The sequence below is a fragment of the Aeromicrobium sp. CF4.19 genome (genome assembly GCF_051262555.1).
Taxonomy (GTDB): Bacteria; Actinomycetota; Actinomycetes; order Propionibacteriales; family Nocardioidaceae; genus Aeromicrobium.
The window spans coordinates 16715-36429 of the sequence record NZ_JBIMEU010000010.1 but is presented as its reverse complement, the minus strand read 5'-3'; the positions used below and the strand labels follow the sequence as shown (position 1 = coordinate 36429).

Below are 19715 nucleotides of genomic sequence, written 5' to 3'. Positions count from 1 at the left end.
TGCGGGACCGCAGGCGTCGCTAGCGTCGTGGCCATGAGCGGATCGGTCGATCGTGACGTCCTGGGCATGTCGCCCTCGGACAGGGTGTGGGCCTTCGTACTGCTCGGGGGCGGGGGCGCCCTGCTGCTCGGGATCCTGCCGTGGTTGCTGGACCTGCTCGCAGGGTTCCCGTTCATCCCCTTCGGCGACGTCGTGGACTGGCTCGGCTCCTTCGACCAGTGGTGGGCCCCGTTGCTGCGCATCGGGCTGGGGCTCCTCGCCGGCGTCGTCCTGGCGCTGCTGACCATCTGGGACGAGCATCGGCTCGAGGTGGGCGAGGAGGACATCGTCGTGCTCCACGGTGACGACCGCCGCACCCTGCGACGCGACCAGGTGGTGGGCATCCATCGCGACGGCAAGAAGGTGACGATCGACGGCGACCAGGGGCGGGTGCTCTTCTCGCAGAAGCTCGAGGCCGGGCGTGACGACGTCCGATCGGCGTTCGTGTCGCGCGAGTGGCCGTGGGAATCAGACTGAGCGATGCCCACCGACCGCCGATCCCGGGCTCGTCGCCTCGTGACGCACCGGCGATCATGGGGCGATGGCCACCCCTGAGTTCATCCTCTCCCTGCGCGAGAAGATCGGCACCGAGATGCTGTGGCTGTGCGGCACCACGGCCGTCGTCACCCGAGCCGACGACGTCCTGCTCGTCCGTCGGGTCGACACCGGCGCCTGGGCGCCGGTGTGCGGCATCGTCGATCCCGGTGAGGAGCCCGCCGACGCCGCGGTCCGTGAGACCAAGGAGGAGGCAGACGTCGACGCCGAGCCGGTACGGCTGGCCCTGGTGCACGTGACCGCCCCCATCACCTACGCCAACGGAGACCGGACGCAGTACGTGGACCTCGTCTTCCACCTGGAGTGGGTCGCGGGGGACCCGCACCCCGCGGACGGGGAGAACACCGAGGCGCGCTGGTTCCCCCGTCACGGCCTCCCCGCCATGGACGCCGACATGACCGCACGCGTCGCGGCTGCGCTGGCCGAGGAGAGCACGGCCCGCTTCGGCCGCGGCGAATGACGCCGCGGTCCGGTGGTGGACGAGCGACGGATGGGAGCATGGACGGGTGAATGAGCAGGTCGTGACCATCCACACCGACGGGGGCTGTCGTCCCAATCCCGGCCCCGGTGGCTGGGGCGCCGTGCTGCGCTACGGCGACCACGTGCGCGAGCTGTTCGGGGGCGAGCCCGCCACCACGACGAACAACCGGATGGAGCTGATGGCCCCCATTCGGGCGCTGGAGCTGCTGAGCCGTCCGTCGGTCGTGCACCTGCACACCGACAGCACGTACGTCCGCAGCGGCATCACGTCGTGGATGGCCGGCTGGAAGCGCAACGGCTGGCGCACGTCGGCCAAGCAGCCGGTCAAGAACGTCGACCTGTGGCAGCGGCTGGAAGCGGCGTGCGAGCGTCACGAGGTGGAGTGGTTCTGGGTCAAGGGGCACTCCGGTGTCCCGGACAACGAGCTCGCCGACGAGCTCGCGACCCGGGGCCTGCTCGAGGCGATGGCCGCGCCCGCCTCCTGACCGGCAGCGCCAGCCGGTCGGGTCAGGCCCCGGCCTCGAGCGGCCGGCGGTGCGATCCGCCGCTCGTGCCGTCCTCATCCTGCACCGCGGGAGGGGCGAGGGCGACGGCGACGATCGTGGTCATCGGCACCGCGAGGATCAGCCCGATCATGCCGACGAGACTGCGCACGATCTCCTGGCCGATCTCCTCGGTGGTGGCCATCTGCCCGAGGTCTCGCTGGTACGCGGTGATGAGCAGCAGCACCGTCATCGACGCGCCGGCATAGGCGAACACGAGCGTGTAGGTGCTGGAGGCGATGTGGTCACGCCCGATCCGCATGGCCGAGGTGAACAGCTCGGCGGCCTTGGCGGTCGGCCGCAGGGCCCGCATCTCCCACACGATGCTGGCCTGCGTGACCGTGACGTCGTTGAGCACGCCCAGCCCGGCGATCACCATCGTCGCACCGACGATGCCGGCCATGTTCAGGTCGGGCACCGTGGCGATCAGCGTGCGGTCGTCCTCCGAGCCGATGCCGGTCAGGCTCGCCCACCCCGTCGCCATCACGCCCAGCAGGGCCGTGAAGGCGATGCCGAACAGGGTCCCGAACAGCGCTGACGTCGTGCGGATGCTGACGCCGTGGGCGAGGTAGAGCAGGACGACCATGATGAGCGTCGACCCGACGACCGCCACGAGCAGCGGTGGTTCCCCTGCCAGGAGCGCCGGCAGCATGAACTTCAGCAGCGCGAAGAGGGCCACGCCGATGCCCAGCAGCGCGAACACGCCGCGCCAGCGCGCCACGACGATCGCCAGCACCGCGAACGCCGCACCCAGGGCGAGCAGTGGCGTCGAGCGCTTGTAGTCGAGGAACTCATAGCTCGCCTCCTGGCCCTCGGGCTGGATGCGGATGAGCTCGACCTCGTCGCCGACCTCGATTCCCGCCTGGAAGCGGGCGGAGTCGAGCGTGAACTCAGCAGGCCCGTCCGTGGTCTCGGCAACGACCTGGGCACAGTCGCCGTCGACGGTCGGCAGCTGGTCCGGCCCCTCACCGCCGGAGCCGCAGTCGAACGCCTCGACCGCGTCGACCGTCGCGCTCACCGTGGAGACGCCCTCACCCTCGATGGGGTTGCGGTCGCGCGGCACGTCGGAGGCGGCCGGCCACAGCGCGGCCATCGCGGCCAGGGCCAGCAGGGTGATGATGACGACGACGACACCGAGCACGATGGCCAGGCCCCGGCGGGGAGGGCCGACGTCGAGATCGTCCGGCGCGTGCGAATGTCCGTGTCCCACGCGGACCAGAGTGGCACGCACCGACCTCGCAAGCGTGCAGACGTGCCCGAGGAGGTCTGTGAGGAGCGCCGCGCGGGCTCAGCGCACGGCGATGCCGTCGAGGATGGGTCCGAGGAGGTCGGCGGCATCGGCCAGGGTCTCGGCTCGCGTCTGGACCAGGACCAGCAGGCTCGACCCGTCCTCGGTCAACGGGGCGTACATCCGCCGGACGGTCCCGCCGTCCTGGTCCTCGGGGCAGTCGAACAGCAGCTGTCCGTCGAGCTCGGTCCGCTCGCAGGAGACGTCGGAGGACGCGAGTCCGGCCGTGATGGAGATCGCCTGCTCCTCGGCGGCGCCGGGCTCGGTGTAGGTGTTGACGATGAGCTGGTCGAGCTCGTCCTCCTCGGACTGGGCCACCAGAGCCACCGGACCGGTGACCTCGAGCTCCGGCTCGACCCAGCCGGCGGGGACCTCGGCGCTCACCGCGCCGTCGGCCGACACCAGAGTCGTCGTGTCCGGAGCGTCGGTCGGGTCCGACGTGTCGGCCGAGTCGGCGGCCGGGTCGTCGTCACCGGTGCTCGCGGCCGGGCCGCCGCAGGCCGCGAGGAACACCAGGAGCACCACCACCACGCCACGCCGCATGTGCCACCTCGTCCTCGATCGCCGCGCGCTGACGCTAGCAGGGCCGTGGGCCGGGGGACCGCGCATGCCAGCATGGAGGCATGAGCGAGCGCCAGCTGGGGGTACCACCCTGCACGGAGCGAAGCGGAGTGCTTGGGGGCGCGAACAAGGGATACCTCATGCGAGCACGTTCCTACGGTGATTCTTCAGAGGACGTGGTCGCATGAGCGATGACGTCGAGCACCTCCCCGGAGCCGTGGGTGGGGTCCTGCGGGTCGGCCGTACCGTGCGGCGCCCCACCGGCCCCTGGACCCCGGCCGTCCACGGCCTGCTGGACCACCTCGCCGAGGCGGGCCTCGGCGGGCTCCCGCGCCTGCAGGGCCTCGACGAGGAGGGCCGGGAGGTGCTCTCCTACGTCGAGGGTCGGGGCGTGCCCGTGGACGCGGAGGTCGTGCTGGACTCGGTGCTCGTGGAGGCCGTGACCTGGCTGCGCGAGTTCCACGACGTCGTGGAGGACTACCGGCCCGAGGGCGAGCTCCCGTGGCGCGGGGGGACCCGTGCGCTGGCCGACGACGAGATCATCTGTCACCACGACCCCGGCGCCTACAACTGGATCATCCAGAGCGGGCACTTCGTGGCGATGATCGACTGGGACATGGCCGGCCCCGGCAGGCCGATCGAGGACCTCGCGTTCCTGGCATGGACCGGCATCCCCCTGTACCGCGACATCGGCGCCGCCGAGACGGCTCGACGGCTCGAGCTGCTCGTCGACGCCTACGGCGAGTGGGGGCCGATGAGGGTCCTGGAGGCCGTCGTGGAGCGGATGACCTCCGCGTCGGACCGCATCGAGGCGGGCATCGCGCGTGGCGACGCGGGCATCGCCAACCTGCAGAAGGTGGGCGAGCCGCAGCGCACGCGTGACCGCGTCGCCGCCTTCCGCGAGCGGCTCCCCGACATCGAAGCAGCACTGTGACGGCCGACGGTCGTCCACCCTTGGCGCGGCAGCACGACCTGCAGCCCCACCCCGAAGGTGGGTGGTACCGGCAGACGTGGGCCGCGCCCGTCGAGGTCACGCTGGCCGACGGGAGGGTGCGGCCGACGGCGACGCTCATCCACTTCCTGCTGGCGGCGGGGGAGTCCTCGGCCTGGCACCGCGTCCGGTCCGACGAGGTCTGGCTCGCGCACACCGGCGAGGTGGCCGTCGAGCTCGGTGGCGACGGCGATCGGCCGGAGCCGGGCGAGGAGCTCGTCTGCGGGCTGGATCGACCCCAGGTGCTGGTGCCCGCCGGGCACTGGCAACGAACCGTCCCCGGGCCGGCTGACGCGTTCGTCAGCTGCCTGGTCTCTCCCGGGTTCGACTTCGCCGACTTCGACCTGCTCGAGCAATAGTCGGCGGGCTGGTCGAGGAGCCCGGTTGTGACCTGGATCACCGCTAGGCTCGGCCCATGGACTCGGCGCTCAGCACGGTGGGCCTGCCGCTCGCCCTCGGCATCATCATGTTCGGCCTCGGGCTGTCCCTCACGGTCGATGACTTCCGCGGGGTCGGTCGGCACCCCAAGGCCGTCGTGGTTGCGCTCGCGTGCCAGGTGCTGGTGCTGCCCGTCGCGTGCTTCGGACTGGTGGTCGCACTCGACCTGCCGCCACTGCTCGCCGTCGGCATGCTGCTGCTCGCCGCGTCGCCCGGGGGCACGACGGCCAACCTCTACAGCCATCTGTTCCGTGGCGACGTCGCGCTCAACGTCTCGCTGACAGCCATCAACTCCGTCATCGCGGTGGCCACGCTCCCGCTCATCACCAACCTCGCGATCGCCCACTTCGCGCTCGACAACTCCGTCACCCTGCAGTTCCGCAAGGTCGTGGAGGTCTTCGTGATCGTGCTCGGGCCCGTGCTGCTCGGCATGCTGGTGCGTGAACGTCGCCGGTCCTTCGCCGACCGGATGGACAAGCCGGTCCGGATCGCCTCGGCCGTCATCCTGGCGGTCCTCGTGCTCGCCATCCTGGTGAGCGAGCGCGACAACGCCGGCGAGTACTTCGCCCAGGTCGGCATCGCCACGACACTGTTCTGCGTCGTGAGCCTGGCGGTCGGGTTCTTCGTCCCCCGGTGGGCCGGGGTCACCGAGCGACAGGCCGTCGCGTCCTCGTTCGAGATCGGCGTGCACAACGCGACGCTCGCCATCTACGTCGCGGTCGAGGTGCTCGACAGCACGCCGATCTCCGTGCCTGGGGCCATCTACGGGCTCATCATGTTCCCGATCGCCGCGGTGTGGGGCTTCGTGCTCACGCGGTTCCTCCTGCGACCGTCAGACGCCGGTCCAGCGCGAGCTCACTGAGGAAGTGCTCGTCATGGCTCACGACGAGCAACGCCCCCTGGTGCGAGCGCAACGCCTGCACGAGGTGCGCGATGCTGGTGAGGTCGAGGTTGTTGGTCGGCTCGTCGAGCAGCAACAGCTCGGGTGCCGGCTCGGCCAGCAGCAGGCAGGCGAGGTTGGCGCGCAGGCGCTCACCGCCTGACAACGTCGCTGCCGGGCGGTCCACCGCCCTGCCGCGGAACAGCAACCGTGCGAGCTGGGCGCGCACGTGCTGAGGCTCGCTTCGGGGCGCCCGGGCTCGCACGTTCTCCAGCACCGTGAGGTCATCGTCGAGGAGGTCCGCCGCCTGGGGCAGGTGGCCGACGGGTCCCGGGACACGGATCGACCCCTCGCCGGGTGCCAGCTCGCCGGCCACGGTTCGCAGCAGCGTCGTCTTGCCGCCACCATTGGGCCCGACGAGCCCGATCCGCTCCGGTCCGCGCACGTGGAGGGCCACCGGCTCACCGGTGCGGGCGAGCACGAGGTCGGTCGCGACGACGACGTCGCGGCCCGCGGGCACGCGGGTCGCCGGGAGGTCGAGCCGGATCTCGCGATCGTCGCGCACCTGCTCCTCGGCCTGCTCGAGCCGGTCACGGGCCTGCTCGACGATCTGCTCGTGCTCGCCCCGCAGTCGACCGGCCGACACCTCCGCCTGCTGCCGGCGGCCGTGGGCGATGATCTTCGGCACCCGCTTCTCGCGCTCGGCCTTGGCGCCGGTGCGGGCGCGGCGGGCGAGCTTGACCTGGGTCTGCTCCAGCTCGCGCCGCTGGCGGCGCAGGTCCGACTGGGCGTCGCGGACGGTGCGTTCGGCGGCCTCCTGCTCCGCGGCGACGGCCTGCTCGTACTGGCTGAAGGGTCCCTCGAACACCCGGACCGAGCCGTGGCGGACCTCCAGGACGTCGTCGACGTGCTCCAGGAGCTCGCGGTCGTGGCTCGCCACGACCAGACAACCCGTGAAGGAGTCGACGACGTCGAGGACGATCGCCCGGGCACCCGCGTCCAGGTTGTTGGTCGGCTCGTCCAGCAGCAGGACGTCCGGCTCGGTGACCAGACGGGCGCCGAGGGCGAGGAGCGTCAGCTCGCCCCCGGACAGGGACGAGAGCGCGCGATCCAACGGGTGGGTGTCCGCCTGTCCTCTCTCGAGACGGCCGAGCCCGAGACGGCCCAGCACTGCCACGGACCGTTCCTCGACGTCCCACGCGTCGTCCAGCACCTCGAACCAGTGCGGGTCGGCGTCGCCGGACTCGATGGCGTGCAGTGCGCGGCGGCGCTCGGTGATGCCGAGCGCGTCGGAGACCGTGCGGGCGCCGGCCGCGCTGGGGTCCTGGGGCAGGTGCGAGAGGCGTCCCGTCACCTCCACGGCGCCGGCGGTCGGGGACAGGTCGGTGGTCAGCAGGCGCAGCAGCGTGGACTTGCCGCTGCCGTTGGCGCCGACCAGGCCGTGACGGCCCGGGCCCAGCCCGAGGTCGACGCCGTCGAGAACGGTGTCGCCGTCAGGCCAGGAGAAGGTCAGGTGGTGCAGGGTGAGGGTCGATGGCATGGGAGCTCCACAGGGATCCGGAGGGACGGGACGCGTGGAGACGCTGCGCGAGGGGACCGCTCGAGACCGCCAGGGGCGGGTCGTGGGCCGGGTCGACGAGGACGCGCGACGGTGTCGCGCAGGTCTCGGACCTCAGCTCTTCACGACGGACTGCACCTCATGGGACGGGGATCGGCTCCTCCGGAGCATATCCGATGCGGCCGGAGGCATCCACGTCGACGGATCGGCGGCCCGGCCGGGTGGTCGTGGCGCCGACGGACCGCGAGCTCGTGACGATCGGCACGGGCCGAGGGCGTCGCCGCTGGCCTAGGGTCGAGGACGTCGACCACGTCCAGGAGGACCATGAGCACCACCGACCCCACGGTCCGCAACGGCGTCGACGAGCTGCCGCGCCTGCGCCCCCCGAGTCATCGGATCGAGCGTCGGGCCGTGTGGTGGTGGGTGATCCGGGCGTCGGTCACCTACGGTGTGCTGCTCGTCGCGCTCGCGGTGACGGCCGTGCTGTGGTCCTCGGCGCGGGCCTGGTTGGTGGCGCCGATCGTTATCGCCGCCGTGCTGCTCGTCGTGCAGGTCGCGGTGGCCCCCGCCTGGCGGTACGCGGTGCACCGGTGGGAGACCACGGATGACGCCGTCTACGCGCTCAGCGGGTGGTACGTCCGGGAGTGGCGGGTCGCGCCGCTGTCCCGGGTGCAGACGATCGATGCCGTGCGCGGTCCGCTGGAGCAGGCGATGGGTCTCGCGACACTCAAGGTCACGACCGCGTCGTCATCGGGCGCGGTCGCGATCGTCGGACTCGACCACCGGCTTGCTGCCGAGCTCGCCGAGCAGCTGACCGCGATCACGGAGCAGATCCCCGGAGACGCCACGTGACGGTGCAGGACGACACCCCGGAGGTCGTCGTCGAGCGGGACGAGCCGCTGGACGTCGACGTCCCGTGGCACCGGCTCAGCGGTCGCATGATCGCGGTCGACCTCGCCGTCACGGTGCTCTCGATCGCTCCGTCGGTCGTGGCCTTCGTCTTCCTGGGCGTCGACCTGACGTGGGGGTCGGGGGGACCACTGCTGGGGCTCGCCGTCCTCGGCGTCGGGGGTGCCGCGGCCGACGCGCTGCGGTGGGTGACCACGCGCTACCGGCTCACCGAGGAGCACCTCGAGCGGTCCACCGGCCTGTTCGTGAGGCGCTACCGATCCATCCGCCGTGACCGGGTGCGCAGCGTCGACACCGACGCCAAGCTGCGGCATCGGCTGGCCGGGCTGCGCGTCGTGCTGGTGGGGGCGGGGCAGCAGAGCGCGGCGTCGGAGTCGGCCCTGTCCCTGGACGCCGTCGTCCGCGACGACGCCGAACGCCTTCGCAACCGACTGCTGCGCAGCAGGGAGCCCGCCACCGACGGCTCAGAGCCCGATGAGGACCGACCCGTCGTCCTGGCGCGCTTCCGGCTCCGATGGATCGTCTACAACGTCGTCGGGGTCTGGGCCTTCCTGATGGCGGCCGGCCTGGTGTGGGGCGGGACCTGGTTCCTCGGCGCCTTCGGCCTCGACGTGGTGGGCTGGTCCGCCGAGCTGGTCGGATGGGGCTCTCTGGACTGGGTGACGCGGGTCCTGCTCGGCGTGGTGGTGCTCCTCGCGCTGGGAGTCCCGGGCATGGCCGTGGCCTACGTGACCAGCTTCTGGCGCTTCGAGCTCAGTCGCGTCACCGGCGCGCAGAGCACGGCGCTGCGGACCCGGCACGGCTTGTTCCGGACCAGGGAGGTCAACCGCGACGATCGGCGGCTGCGCGGGCTGATGATCAGCGAGCCCGTCGTGTGGCGGTGGATGCGCATGGCCGACACCGAGGTCATCACCACGGGGCTGTCGATCTGGTCGGCCAACCAGCCTGCCACGATCCTGCCTCGCGGACCCTTGGGCGTCGCCCGCTCTGTCGGGTCCCGGGTCCTGGGTGCCACGCCGGACCCGGTCACCGCACCGCTGGAACGTCAGCCCCCACGGGCCCTGAGGCGCCGGCTCGTGTGGGCGACGACCGCCACCGCCGGCGCCGTCGTCGTCCTCGCCTGGGTGGCGCTGCTCGCACCGGTGCCGGGGTGGGTGTGGTGGGTCCCGGTCGTGGGCTGGCCGCTCGTGCTCGGGGCGGCCGTCGTCGCCTACCGAGCCCTCGGGTACGCCGTGGTCGGTGCGTACGCGGTGGTGCGTTCGGGCTTCGTCTCACGTCGCACGGCCGTCCTGCAGTGCAGCGCAGTCAGCACGATCGTGCTGCGCGAGTCCCTGCTGCAGCGTCGACTCCGGCTGCGGACGGTCACGCTCGCGACGGCCGCGGGCTGGGGAGGCTACTCCGCGCCCGACCTCGACGCCGAGGTCGCGCTGGCCTTCGCGGTGGAGGCCGCGCCGGGGTTGCTCGACGGGTTCGTCGAGGGCTCGTGGCGCCGCCCGGAGATCGATACTGTCGACCCATGAGCACGATCTGGTTCGACCCCGACGACGATCCCGCCGAGCTGGTGAAGGCGCTCGAGGCCGAGGGGTACGACGTGCGTGTCCGTCGTGAGGGCTTCGCGGGCGAGGAGGATTCCGAGGACCGCTCGCTCGTGGTCACCGCAGAACCCTTCGACGAGGGCGTCGAGGCCCTCGTCGACGTCTACGGCGGCTGGCTACCGGGCGACGAGCGCCTCCCCGACGTCCCGCCCCCGGGGCTGCCCGACGGACCCATGCGCCTCAAGGACCGGTGACCGCTGGCCCGAGGCGGGAGCTTCGCCAGGACTCCGACGCGCACCACCCGGTGCCCGCCCGGCCTTCGCGGCTGGGCGCCGCGGGCACAAGGCCCGCGAAACGTCGCAGACCCGCCAGTCTTCTCGATGAGGACCGGGGGAGGGGGCAGGGCGGTGTACGGCAGAGGATTGGATCGCGCACGTGGTGCTGCTGTCTCAAAAACCAAGGTTTCTGAGACTCCAAGGCACGCGCTTACCCCCGCGACTACGTATTCGGCGATTATCCGACGCTTTCGCGACGCGCTTGGGGCGCAGGTCATGGTGGGCGCGCACCTGGAGATCACTGCACGCCGCGGGGTGGCTGCTGACTCTCGCCAATCCCGAATGAGGGGCAAGGGGTGTCTGCCCTTCTCGCGGGCTAGCCAGTTTCGTCCCGGTCCCCGGCCTCCTTCATCGATCGTGTTATCGATGCGGGAGGTCCAGATGGGCCTGGTCGACGCGGCACTCTAACCCCGCCTTGGCCATCGCCACCTCCGCGATTCCTCCAGTTCCTCCAGTCGACCAAGGCCGAGAACCCATATGCCAGCAGGGGCACGAAGACCGCCAGGGCGAGAATGTAACCGACCATGCCAGCAGTGTCAGCACCATGGGTCGTCACTCTCTGCGTAGTTCGAAGTCTCAATGCCTGAATCTACTGCGCAAGTTCTTTCGGATCGCGGCACTTTTCTGTCCTATCGGCGCTTCGAGCAGCATCAATGTTGCAAGAAGCAGCTGGTGCCACCCGAGGCAGTTGAGTCAATTCAACGCGAAAGGTCCTCGACGGTCCCTTGCTGTCTCACAAACGGAGGTTCTGGTCAGGGGTTGGTGATCTGTCGGCGGGCGATGAAGGCGTGATCGCCAGATTCAGGGTCGATCACGGACAAGCTGTGCCTGGCGTAGAACCGCTGCGCATCGGTGTCGGGCTCGTCGACCTCTACCTCGAACTCGGTGGCGCCGCGCCGACCTGCTTCCTCAAGAGCCAGTTCGAGAAGGTCCGAACCCAGACCGGCGCTTCGCCTGGTCGGCTCGACGTACAGCTCGTCAAGAAGAGCGATGGTTCCCGACCACACGTTGGTCCGCAGAGTCAGGAGTCCCAGCCCTTTGGTTGGCGGCCCGGCGACGATGCCGAACGTCACGCTCTGCGCCAGCAGCTCCTCAAGTCGGCCAGTTAGCTCGTCGACGGGGGGAGAGAAGGTGCCGAACTCGGTGTTGAAGTCCAGAGCGTCTGAGCAAGCGCTGGCGCGTCCGCTGGTGTGGCGACGCGGATGCGGGTCAACGGGCGAATCCGTGGCCCTGCGTCATGAGTCCGTGCTGCAGACCCCAGGGCAGCGCTCCGGGCCGGGACGCCGTCGCGTGAAGGTGCGTCATAGGAGGTGGTTGCTCAGGGCCTCGAGGTTTCCCCGGGTGCCTTCTTCGCGGTTCGGTCCGTCGGCCCAGAACTGGTCGAAGAAGACACCGTGCTCGGTGTGGGTGAAGCGCGTGCCGTTGTCGATGGCCTCGAACTCCAACGATGCCACCGACGTGGACATGTGGACCTCGTCGAGCCACATGTCGTAGGTCGTGACGATGCGGACGTGCTCGACGATGTCGGTGTACGTGGCCACGTATCGAGTGACCGGGCCGTCGTGGAACCTTCCCTCGTCGATGTCGTGTCCGCCGACGCGGAAGTCGAACGCCCACTCGCCGGGCTCGAAGGCGTCGCCGGCGCCGAACCAGGCCAGCTTCTCCTTCTCCATGGCGAACGCGTTCCAGATGCGCGCGGGGGGCACGGGGTAGTCGCGGGTCAGGGTGAACCCGGCGTGGGCGAGTCGGCGTTCGGTCGTCATGGGTCCGTCCTATCGGGTGAAGGTGACGTGGATCGTGCCGCTCTCGGCGACTTCCGTGGTCACCTCGTGGGTGAGCTCGAGTCCGTGCAGGTCGTCCCACACCGGGTGGCCGCGGCCGAGGATCAGTGGGGCGATCGCGACGTGCAGGTCGTCGACCAGGCCGGCGCGCAGGAAGTCGTGCGCTGTGCCGGCGCCGCCGCCGACGCGTACGTCCAGGTCACCGGCGGCCTCCGTCGCCTCAGTGAGCACGTCCTCGATAGCTGCGCTGCGGAAGTGGAACGTCGTCCCTCCCTGCATCGGCATCGGCGGACGCGGTGCGGTGTGGGTGAGGACGTAGACCGGGACGCCGAACGGCGGCTGGTCGCCCCACCAGCCCTTCCAGTCCGGGTCGTCGGGGAAGGAGTGCAGGCCGAACATGGCCGCGCCCATGATCTCGGCGCCGATGCCCTCGAAGTGCGCGGCCGCGTAGGCGTCGTCGATGCCGGTCGTGCCGGCGCCGCTGGTGTCCCCGAAGACGCGCTCCTGCATCGTGCGGGTCGCGACGTAGGCGGCCATGAGGCGCTCCCAGTCCTCGCCCATCGGGTTCTCTGGGGTCTGCCCAGCCGAGGTGTAGCCGTCCAGGGAGATGTTCAGGTCCAGGCGGACGCGAGTCATGTCAGGTCTCCTTCGAAGTCGTGCGGGTCAGGTGGATGCCGAGTCGGTCGGCCTGGTGCTCTGCTGGGGTTCGTTGCTCGCCGAGCCACAGGTGCAGGACGTCCAGGGCGCCCGGCCGCAGGCTCACGGTGCGGACTCGTCCGTGCTTCTGTGACGTGACCAGTCCGGCGTTCTCCAGGACGCGCAGGTGCTGCATGAGCGAGGGCAGCGTCATCGAGAACGGTGCCGCGAGCTCGGACACGACGGCTGGGGACTTCGCCAACCGCTCCACGACGGCCCGGCGCGTCGGATCTGCGAGAGCGCGGAGCACGGCGTCGACCTCGTCGTGATAGTAAGGCACAAACCTAACTGTTGATGAAGGGCGAGCACTTGTCAACGAGCTCGAGCCAGTGAGGATCGGCCACGTCCATCTGCCACCGGTGCGGTGAACTCATCGCCGGAGGGTGCGATAGACGCCTCGGACGTGTCCAGGCACGTCGTGTCGCCGCGATTCTCAACTCGCGTTGCTGCGGAGCAGTAGTCCTACCTCGCGGGCAGGTTCGGAGCTATTTGTGTGGCGCTCCGGCCCGCTGGCTCAGAATCGGTCGTTTCTGGTACAGGCGAGCAGTGTCTCAGAAACGAGGGTTTTCGAGACGCGGGTGATGTGCTGCCAGCGGCAAGACCGCTTTTTGTCAGCCAGCAGTCGGCGGTTTGTCTGGCAAGTCCCGCGCCTTGGATTGACGGGTTGCTCTTACAAACTTGTAGATGCCCACGAGGATGACTCCGATCCAGAGTGCGGGCGATAGATACTGCAGCCAGTCCCATCCCCTGGGTTCGGTCGTGTCTTCGCCCACGAGTCTCGGCACGTACAGCAGGAACAGCCAGACAACTCCGAACGCGATGATCGCCAGAGCTTCGGCGCGAGGGTTCCTGCCGCCGCGCCCGACCCACCACGTGGAGCGTTGAGATGGCTCTCGCGGACTCTCTGAACGCGCCGGCGGCATGTCCACAACCTTTCAGGGACTCCGCGCTCCGGCAAGGGGAGTCACACCCGACTGCCGGTTTCCGGTCTCCTCGGGATCCTCGAAGAGGACGGCATAGGGCATACCGTCCCGCCGCCTTCGAGAAGGACTCTTGCGGTTTTCGATGTCTCACTAACGAGGGTTTCTGAGACTCCGAGGCACGTGCTTACCGCCCAGAATGACGCACGAAGACGACTGACCTCGCCAGAGCGACGAACGATCGACCGAGAGATACCGCGGAGCAGTTGGGTTGCGCGTCGCAGATAAGCCTCTTCGAATTTCCTGGGGATCGCGGGCGTGACGGAGTAGTGCTGATTTGGCATAGCCGCACCTTGGCCGGCCGGGTGAGAGCAAGAGGACCGAGCGCCCTGTGAGAGGCGACCCCGTCACGCTTGTTCCAGCGATTAGTCGTCGTCAGGGAGCGCGGCCGAAATCGCCTGGATCAGGGACTCGAAGCGATCGAGGGTGCCCGGCGAGAGCGCGACAAGTGAGGGGTCAAGGTTGCGCAGGAAGTGCGCGGCGACCTCACCGTGGTCGAACTCGCTTTCGGCCCGTGCGATCCGCTTGACGATACGATCTTTGCCCTTGAGGGTGGTCAGCTTGATCTGCTTGCCGTAGGTGGCGTTGTAGAGGTCGAGGTACTCCTGGGGCTCGAAAACGTCCTCAATGTCAGCGCCGGGAACGTTGCAGTACTTCGCGACCGACAGGATCCTGGCATCTTTCACCCGGCCGGTGGCGATCGAGTTCTGTATGCGCTGGTCGCTGGTATTGCCGTCGATGAGGACTACGACGTCGAGGTGGGTGCCCAGCAGCGCAAGGAACGTTGGGATGTTGGTCGCACCACCGGCGGGGATAAGCCGACTGTCGGTTGGCAGGCCGGGCCTGCCGTTGGTCGTGAGATGGCCGGAGATCGCGGTGAGGTAGATGAAGTCGGAGACTCCCTCGACGAGCACGTTGCGGCGACCGATGAAGAGGTTGTGGGCGATGTCGTAGCCCAATGCGGCCTCAAGCGGGAACAGGGTGTCGGGGTCGGACACGGCGCCAGCGTCGTTGTCCACGACCGTGCCGAAGTCGGGTCCGCGGTCCTCGACGACGCGGGCCTGGTTGAGGCGCTCCGACCGGACCATGAAGGGAGAGTGGGTGGAGTAGATGACCTGCCGATTGCGAGCAAGTTTGGCCTCGAGGGCGTCGAGGAGATCCATCTGCGCGCGGGCATGAAGGGACAGCCCGGGCTCGTCGAGGAGCAAAATGAGATTCTTGTCGGCCTCGAACTCCAGGAAGGAAGCGAGGAAAGAGACGAACCACTGGAAACCGGTCGACCGGCGGTCGAGCCGGTTGCTGAAGTCGTGGCGCTGGTCTTCCACGCGGAACTGGAGCCACCGCCTTATCCTCTCGTGGCTCTGGAACGTGTAAGGCTGCGCCTCGATCGCGACCCGGAGTTTGAGGTGGTCGTTCTGCTTCCAGTGTTCCCGGACCCGCTTGGTCAGCAGACTCGAGGTGGCCTCGAGTTCGGAGTTCGACTGCTCGTAGTCCGCGTCCTCCATCGACTCCGGCACCGCACGCGCAATACGGAGGAAGTCCGCTGCCGCCTGGACCGAGTCATCCGCGCTGCCTTCGGTGACGGCCTCAATGACCTCTTCGAGGTTGTAGCGGCCTGCCAACTGCGAGTAGGTGCTGAAGTAGAACGTCCGCGGCAGTGCCTCGCGGAGCGCGGTATCGATGGCGACTTTCACCCCGCGGTTCTCGGCTCCCGTGATGCTCCAGAGACGTTGCAAGGCCTCGCCCGCATCAGTGGCCAGTGTTGCGACCTCAGTGTCCCCGCTGCCCTGGTCGGCGACAAGCCCCTTCAGCGCCGTGATGAGTTCATCGGCGGTAGTGAGCTTCGACCCGACAGCCTTCTGCACCCGCTGTGGCAAGCTTCCGAGGAAGGCAGACAGAAACGCCTGGTAGTCGATCGATGCCTGGATCTGAATCGTGTTGGGCTTGGCGTAGGAGCGCGAGGCGGTGAACTGGGAGGAACTGAGCACGATCGCGTCGAACCGATTGGTGAACTCGGTGACCTCCTCATCGGTGAGCTCGAAGGTGGCAGAGATCGGTACCGCGGACTCGATCTCGCCGGTGACCTCGTGTTCCTTCTTCAACCAGCGGGGGTACTCGTCGAGCAGCGTCAACGGCTGGTCCGGCTTGGCGGGGTTGAGAGCGTGGAGCGCTTGGAGGATCGCGGACTTGCCGGCCTCGTTCTTCCCCACCAGGCATGTCACATCGTCGACCGCGACCTCAGTCGAGTCGATCACGTTGCGGAAAGTCTTCGCGTGAAAGGAAATCAGCCGCACGAGCGCGCCCTTCTCTGAGTCGGTCGGAGTGCAGTGCTCGCCCATAGACGGACGGACGTCTTCCCGGACCAGGTTTGTACGTACAGGTTTTACACCGTACGATATTTACGAAAGAAACGAAAGCACGTATGCTGTTTTCGTAACCAAGGAGCCGAAAATGACGACACAGGCACTCGAACAGCAGACATACCTACCTGAGTCGACCGAACAGATGACGTCGGCGTTGAGCTTCCTGAAGGCGCATGAGCCTCGCGCTGGGACGCGTTACTTCCTGATGGGGGCCGGTGAGCATGATCAGGTGGAGATGCCGGCCGCGGCTCATAGAGTCTTGCTGCAGGTTCTGGAGGCGATGAAGGCCGGCAAGGCCGTTACCGTCGCGCCCCAGAGCCAGCTCCTCACAACCCAGCAAGCAGCCGATCTTCTCGGCGTGAGCAGGCCAACGGTCGTGAAATTGATCGACGCCGGCGAACTACCAGCAGACACCCCAGGCAAACGGCGCCGAGTGGTAAAGCTTCACGACCTGCTGGAGTATCGCCGCCGTCGGCGCGACGCGCAGTACCGAGCCCTGCTAGAGACCTCTGACGATTATGCGGAAGTCCTCGAGGATGCTGAGACGGCCGAGGAACGGTTCCGCCGCATCCGCGCGGAGATTGCCGCCGAGCGACGCGAACGCACCGCGAAGTAGAATCCTGGATCCTGGCACCTGAGAGGATGGCGGCGTGTTCGTCGCCGTCCTTGATACCTGCGTGCTCTGGCCGAGCCTGCAGCGCGACTTCCTCATGTCGATGGCCGTGGAGGGGTTGTACCGCCCACTGTGGAGCGAAGCCATCCTCGAAGAGCCGCATCGCCACGAACAGGTAAAGCTCATCGATCGCGGAGGCGACGCCGCCGACGCCTTGGCCGGGGCGGACAGGCTCCTCGCAAACTTGCGGGAGCACTTTGACGACGCGCTGGTCGTAGGGTGGGAGCCTCTGGAGGGAACCTATGGCCTGCCCGACGCCGACGATGAGCACGTCGTCGCCGCGGCGGTCGTTGGCGGTGCGGGTGCGATCGTGAGTGACAACCTCCGGCACTTTCCTTCAAATCAGGTGCCCCCGGACATCCAAATCTTGAGCGGGCGCGACTTCGCAGTAAATACCGCCGACGTCGACCCGGAGCGCGCTGCCCGCGCAATCGGCGAGATGGCGGCCCGTCGGCGTGGCCAGACGCCTCACGAGATTGTGGAACTCCTAGTGGCTCGCTACGGCATGGATGAGGTCGCCGAGGTTGTCACGCCGATCCTCGACCGAGGGGACGACCCGCTTCTCTAGGGTCCGCCAGCAGCAGGTTCTGGCTACAAGGGCCCGAGATTGACACGCTGCTTCTTATCCCAAGTCCGCGAACCAATCCGGCCCGACACCGGTCTGGGAAAACGCTTCTGCATTCCGGGATTCTTTGTCCGACAGTGACGAGGGAGCTGCGAAGGGTTGCAACATCACGGATCTGGAGAGGGTCAAACCACCGCGATAGGCGTTGGCTACTTCGAGTGTTGGCGCAGATCGGCTCTAGCTACTCCCACTCCCGGGGGCCACTTTCGTACCAACTGATCAAAGCGAGGAAGAAGAGGAAAGCGGTCACGGACGCACCAACTGCGAGAGGAAGGTTCGACACCGCAGCGTCTGCGGACGATTGCCCTTCGACGAAAACCCCGAAGATCATTCTGATAGAGAACGCCGCGAGTCCCACGGTGGGCCCAAGAACAAGTGCGCGGATCCAAGTGGGTCTTCCCCCGAGTGGTCCTGGCATGGCGCCACGCTACCGCCGAGACAACGCAGTGAAGAAAGTCGCAGGCCCGTATTCGCCGCCTTTCGATGTCTCACAAACGGAGGGATTCTGAGACGGGGACGTGGGACGGGTCGACGTGCTTGGCGGTGAATCCGGAGCCAGTGGACCTATTGGGAACTGTTGTGGCCGGCTGTTCGTCTCGCGACCGCCGAGAGGAACCCTTCCAAAGATTGCCTGACTCAGTCAAGTACTGTTCACTGAGGACATGGATCGCGTTGACAACCTTCTGGGCGCGCTCGCGCTGACTCTTTCGGATCGCATGACGACCGCTTCCTCCGCTGGGACGTCTTCGGAGCAGGCAGCGTTGGTGACTCTGCTCGCTCATCCAGGTCGACCAGTGGCGTGGCTGGCCGCGGTGCTCGACCTGACTGACTCCGGGGCCACTCGGCTCGTCGATCGCCTGGCCAGGGACGAGCTGGTGCACCGGGAGAGGGGTGGTGATGCCCGTCGGCGAGAAGTGCACCTGACTGACGCTGGTCGAGAGCGCGCGCACGAGTATCTGACAGCTCGCAACGGCGCCTTGGAGGTGGTGACGCGCGCGCTTACTGCTGAGCAGCGGCACATGCTTGAGCAGATCCTCGAACCGCTGGTCGCTGGGTTGGCCGAGAGCAGGCTCCCAGCACTGGCTACGTGTCGGCTGTGTGACCGGCCGGCCTGCAACGAGCCGAGCACTGAGTGTCCACTGGAGCACACCATGAGCGGCGAGGACCCGCATGCCTGAGGTTCCCGCCAGGAACGAGACCGGGACCGGCGCGGAGGTCGGCTGGCTTCCAACGGCTGTTGCGGGAGCGTCGTTGATAGCCGTCATGTTCGGGCTGGCCCGTTACGGCTACGGCCTTCTGCTGCCGGACATGCGAGAGGACCTCGGCTTCAGCGCCACCGCTGCCGGAGCGATCTCGTCACTGTCGTACGGGTGCTACTTCGTCGCCAACCTCGCCGTGGTGCGCGTCATCGAACGGGCCGGTGTCCGGGCCGCCCTCGCACTGGCCACGCTCACCGCCTCGACCGGTATGGGTCTGATCGCCTGCGCGCCGTCGACGACCGTGTTGGCGATCGGCGTGGGCATGGCCGGCGCGGCATCGGGTTTCGCCTTCCCGCCCTATGCCGAGATCGTGCACCGCCTGGTCACACAACATCGCCGTGCCACCGTCTGGGCCATCGTCAGCTCAGGTACCGGCTGGGGCGTCGCCATCGCGGCGCCCGTCGCCCTCCTCGCGGGCGACCAATGGAGATGGGCCTGGGCCTCCTTCGTCATCATCACCATCTTCGTCGGGTTCCTCGCCCATCGCGCTGCCCCGCAAGGCACCGTTGACGTCGGCAGCAGTCCGCCGCCTCCTCCACGAGAAATGCTCACGCGCCCCGGCGCGCGGCCGCTCCTGCTCTCGGCTCTTGCGATCGGTGCAGGAAGTAGCGTCTGGTGGTCGTTCAGCGTCGATGCGCTCCGCCAGGACGGCGTCAGCTCATCGCCGGCCCGGTGGGTCTACGCCGCGTGTGGTGCGGCGAGCCTGCTGGCCAGCTTCGCCGGTTTCTTGGTCAACAGATCCAGCCTCAGGCTGGTCAATCAGATCGCCGCGCTCGGCGTGGCAGTCACACTCATCGCCTTCGGTATGTCGACCGCGCACCCGAGCGTCGCCGCCGGCGCGTCGATCGTGTTCGGCGCCGCCTACGCGACGATCATCGCCACTCAAGGCTTGTGGTCGGCCCAGATCTTTGCCGATCGACCTTCAGCCGGACTGGCCGCCGTGAATACCGCACTCACCGTCGGCACTCTCTCGGGTCCGACGATCGCAGGAGTCCTCATCGACACCACCAGCTATCCGATCGCTTTCGCCGTCGCCGCGCTGTCCACCCTTCCCGCTCTCGCTCTACGCCCACCACCGACCAACGACGCGAACAATCGATGACAAGGCGGATCATGATCGAGGTCGCGACCACAAACGGTGGGTTCTGGGCACGCCGACGACCTGCCGGCGACGCAGAGGTGTCCTCCCGCATGGCGAGCCGGCTAAGTCACAACTGGTCCGTCGGG

21 protein-coding genes are annotated in these 19715 nt (G+C 68.3%); 13 read left to right on the top strand and 8 right to left on the bottom strand.

What is annotated here, in order from left to right; all coding sequences use genetic code 11:
• Positions 1-33 precede the first annotated feature (33 nt).
• From ACHAAC_RS16315 to rnhA, 3 genes are all read left to right on the top strand, one after another.
• Positions 34-516, top strand: coding sequence for a YqeB family protein (locus ACHAAC_RS16315; RefSeq protein WP_435717374.1), 483 nt, complete (start codon positions 34-36; stop codon positions 514-516).
• 64 nt (positions 517-580) lie between these two features.
• Positions 581-1054: an NUDIX hydrolase gene (locus tag ACHAAC_RS16310; RefSeq protein ID WP_435717373.1), complete on the top strand. Its 474-nt coding sequence runs from the start codon at positions 581-583 to the stop codon at positions 1052-1054.
• Between the two features lie 46 nt (positions 1055-1100).
• Positions 1101-1559: a ribonuclease HI gene (gene rnhA / locus ACHAAC_RS16305; RefSeq protein WP_435717372.1), complete on the top strand. Its 459-nt coding sequence runs from the start codon at positions 1101-1103 to the stop codon at positions 1557-1559.
• Positions 1560-1581: 22 nt separating this feature from the next.
• Here the strand turns inward: rnhA and ACHAAC_RS16300 are convergent, their stop codons facing one another.
• Together ACHAAC_RS16300 and ACHAAC_RS16295 are read right to left on the bottom strand one after the other, a co-directional pair.
• Positions 1582-2826: a YibE/F family protein gene (locus ACHAAC_RS16300; RefSeq protein ID WP_435717371.1), complete on the bottom strand. Its 1245-nt coding sequence runs from the start codon at positions 2824-2826 to the stop codon at positions 1582-1584.
• A 78-nt stretch (positions 2827-2904) separates the two neighbouring features.
• Complete coding sequence (locus tag ACHAAC_RS16295; protein WP_435717370.1) at positions 2905-3447, bottom strand: hypothetical protein; 543 nt, start codon at positions 3445-3447, stop codon at positions 2905-2907.
• 202 nt (positions 3448-3649) lie between these two features.
• Here ACHAAC_RS16295 and ACHAAC_RS16290 point away from each other — a divergent pair, with 202 nt between their 5' ends.
• From ACHAAC_RS16290 to ACHAAC_RS16280, 3 genes are read left to right on the top strand one after another with little or no spacing between them, the layout of a single operon-like run.
• Entirely contained in the window at positions 3650-4399 is a 750-nt protein-coding gene (locus ACHAAC_RS16290; RefSeq protein ID WP_435717369.1) for a phosphotransferase, read from the top strand.
• A 20-nt stretch (positions 4400-4419) separates the two neighbouring features.
• Positions 4420-4815 carry a cupin domain-containing protein gene (locus ACHAAC_RS16285; RefSeq protein ID WP_435717368.1) on the top strand — a complete coding sequence of 132 codons (396 nt, stop codon included), beginning with the start codon at positions 4420-4422 and terminating at the stop codon, positions 4813-4815.
• A gap of 56 nt (positions 4816-4871) precedes the next feature.
• Positions 4872-5756, top strand: coding sequence for a bile acid:sodium symporter family protein (locus ACHAAC_RS16280; RefSeq protein ID WP_435717367.1), 885 nt, complete (start codon positions 4872-4874; stop codon positions 5754-5756).
• Here ACHAAC_RS16280 and ACHAAC_RS16275 read toward each other — a convergent pair.
• Positions 5704-7314: an ABC-F family ATP-binding cassette domain-containing protein gene (locus tag ACHAAC_RS16275; protein WP_435717366.1), complete on the bottom strand. Its 1611-nt coding sequence runs from the start codon at positions 7312-7314 to the stop codon at positions 5704-5706. The genes ACHAAC_RS16280 and ACHAAC_RS16275 overlap by 53 nt on opposite strands.
• 342 nt (positions 7315-7656) lie before the next feature.
• Here ACHAAC_RS16275 and ACHAAC_RS16270 point away from each other — a divergent pair, with 342 nt between their 5' ends.
• Genes ACHAAC_RS16270 through ACHAAC_RS16260 form a run of 3 tightly spaced genes read left to right on the top strand, consistent with a single transcriptional unit; the run spans position 7657 to position 10030 of the window.
• The gene (locus ACHAAC_RS16270; RefSeq protein ID WP_435717365.1) at positions 7657-8184 is read left to right on the top strand and encodes a PH domain-containing protein; all 528 of its coding nucleotides are present in this window, start codon (positions 7657-7659) and stop codon (positions 8182-8184) included.
• Positions 8181-9761 carry a PH domain-containing protein gene (locus ACHAAC_RS16265; protein ID WP_435717364.1) on the top strand — a complete coding sequence of 527 codons (1581 nt, stop codon included), beginning with the start codon at positions 8181-8183 and terminating at the stop codon, positions 9759-9761. Before ACHAAC_RS16270 ends, ACHAAC_RS16265 begins: the two co-directional genes overlap by 4 nt.
• A complete protein-coding gene (locus tag ACHAAC_RS16260) occupies positions 9758-10030 on the top strand; it encodes a heavy-metal-associated domain-containing protein (protein WP_435717363.1) in 273 nt (90 codons plus the stop codon). Before ACHAAC_RS16265 ends, ACHAAC_RS16260 begins: the two co-directional genes overlap by 4 nt.
• Before the next feature lie 833 nt (positions 10031-10863).
• Here ACHAAC_RS16260 and ACHAAC_RS16255 read toward each other — a convergent pair.
• The 5 genes from ACHAAC_RS16255 to ACHAAC_RS16235 form a co-directional block, all read right to left on the bottom strand.
• The gene (locus ACHAAC_RS16255) at positions 10864-11184 is read right to left on the bottom strand and encodes a GNAT family N-acetyltransferase (RefSeq protein WP_435717362.1); all 321 of its coding nucleotides are present in this window, start codon (positions 11182-11184) and stop codon (positions 10864-10866) included.
• A 228-nt stretch (positions 11185-11412) separates the two neighbouring features.
• Positions 11413-11874 carry an SRPBCC domain-containing protein gene (locus ACHAAC_RS16250; RefSeq protein ID WP_435717361.1) on the bottom strand — a complete coding sequence of 154 codons (462 nt, stop codon included), beginning with the start codon at positions 11872-11874 and terminating at the stop codon, positions 11413-11415.
• A gap of 9 nt (positions 11875-11883) precedes the next feature.
• Positions 11884-12528, bottom strand: a complete 645-nt coding sequence (locus tag ACHAAC_RS16245; protein ID WP_435717360.1) for a dihydrofolate reductase family protein — start codon at positions 12526-12528, stop codon at positions 11884-11886.
• Position 12529: 1 nt separating this feature from the next.
• Positions 12530-12868: an ArsR/SmtB family transcription factor gene (locus ACHAAC_RS16240; protein ID WP_435717359.1), complete on the bottom strand. Its 339-nt coding sequence runs from the start codon at positions 12866-12868 to the stop codon at positions 12530-12532.
• A gap of 1065 nt (positions 12869-13933) precedes the next feature.
• Positions 13934-15862, bottom strand: a complete 1929-nt coding sequence (locus ACHAAC_RS16235; protein WP_435717358.1) for an ATP-dependent nuclease — start codon at positions 15860-15862, stop codon at positions 13934-13936.
• Positions 15863-16019: 157 nt separating this feature from the next.
• Between ACHAAC_RS16235 and ACHAAC_RS16230 the strand changes: the two genes are divergently transcribed.
• The 4 genes from ACHAAC_RS16230 to ACHAAC_RS16215 all read left to right on the top strand — a co-directional run bounded on the left by ACHAAC_RS16230 (position 16020) and on the right by ACHAAC_RS16215 (position 19590).
• The gene (locus ACHAAC_RS16230) at positions 16020-16547 is read left to right on the top strand and encodes a helix-turn-helix domain-containing protein (RefSeq protein WP_435717357.1); all 528 of its coding nucleotides are present in this window, start codon (positions 16020-16022) and stop codon (positions 16545-16547) included.
• A 34-nt stretch (positions 16548-16581) separates the two neighbouring features.
• Positions 16582-17172, top strand: coding sequence for a PIN domain-containing protein (locus tag ACHAAC_RS16225; RefSeq protein ID WP_435717356.1), 591 nt, complete (start codon positions 16582-16584; stop codon positions 17170-17172).
• A 719-nt stretch (positions 17173-17891) separates the two neighbouring features.
• Positions 17892-18407 (top strand): MarR family winged helix-turn-helix transcriptional regulator, encoded by a 516-nt coding sequence (locus ACHAAC_RS16220; protein ID WP_435717355.1) that lies wholly within the window; start codon positions 17892-17894, stop codon positions 18405-18407.
• Positions 18400-19590, top strand: a complete 1191-nt coding sequence (locus ACHAAC_RS16215) for an MFS transporter (RefSeq protein WP_435717354.1) — start codon at positions 18400-18402, stop codon at positions 19588-19590. Before ACHAAC_RS16220 ends, ACHAAC_RS16215 begins: the two co-directional genes overlap by 8 nt.
• Positions 19591-19715 lie beyond the last annotated feature (125 nt).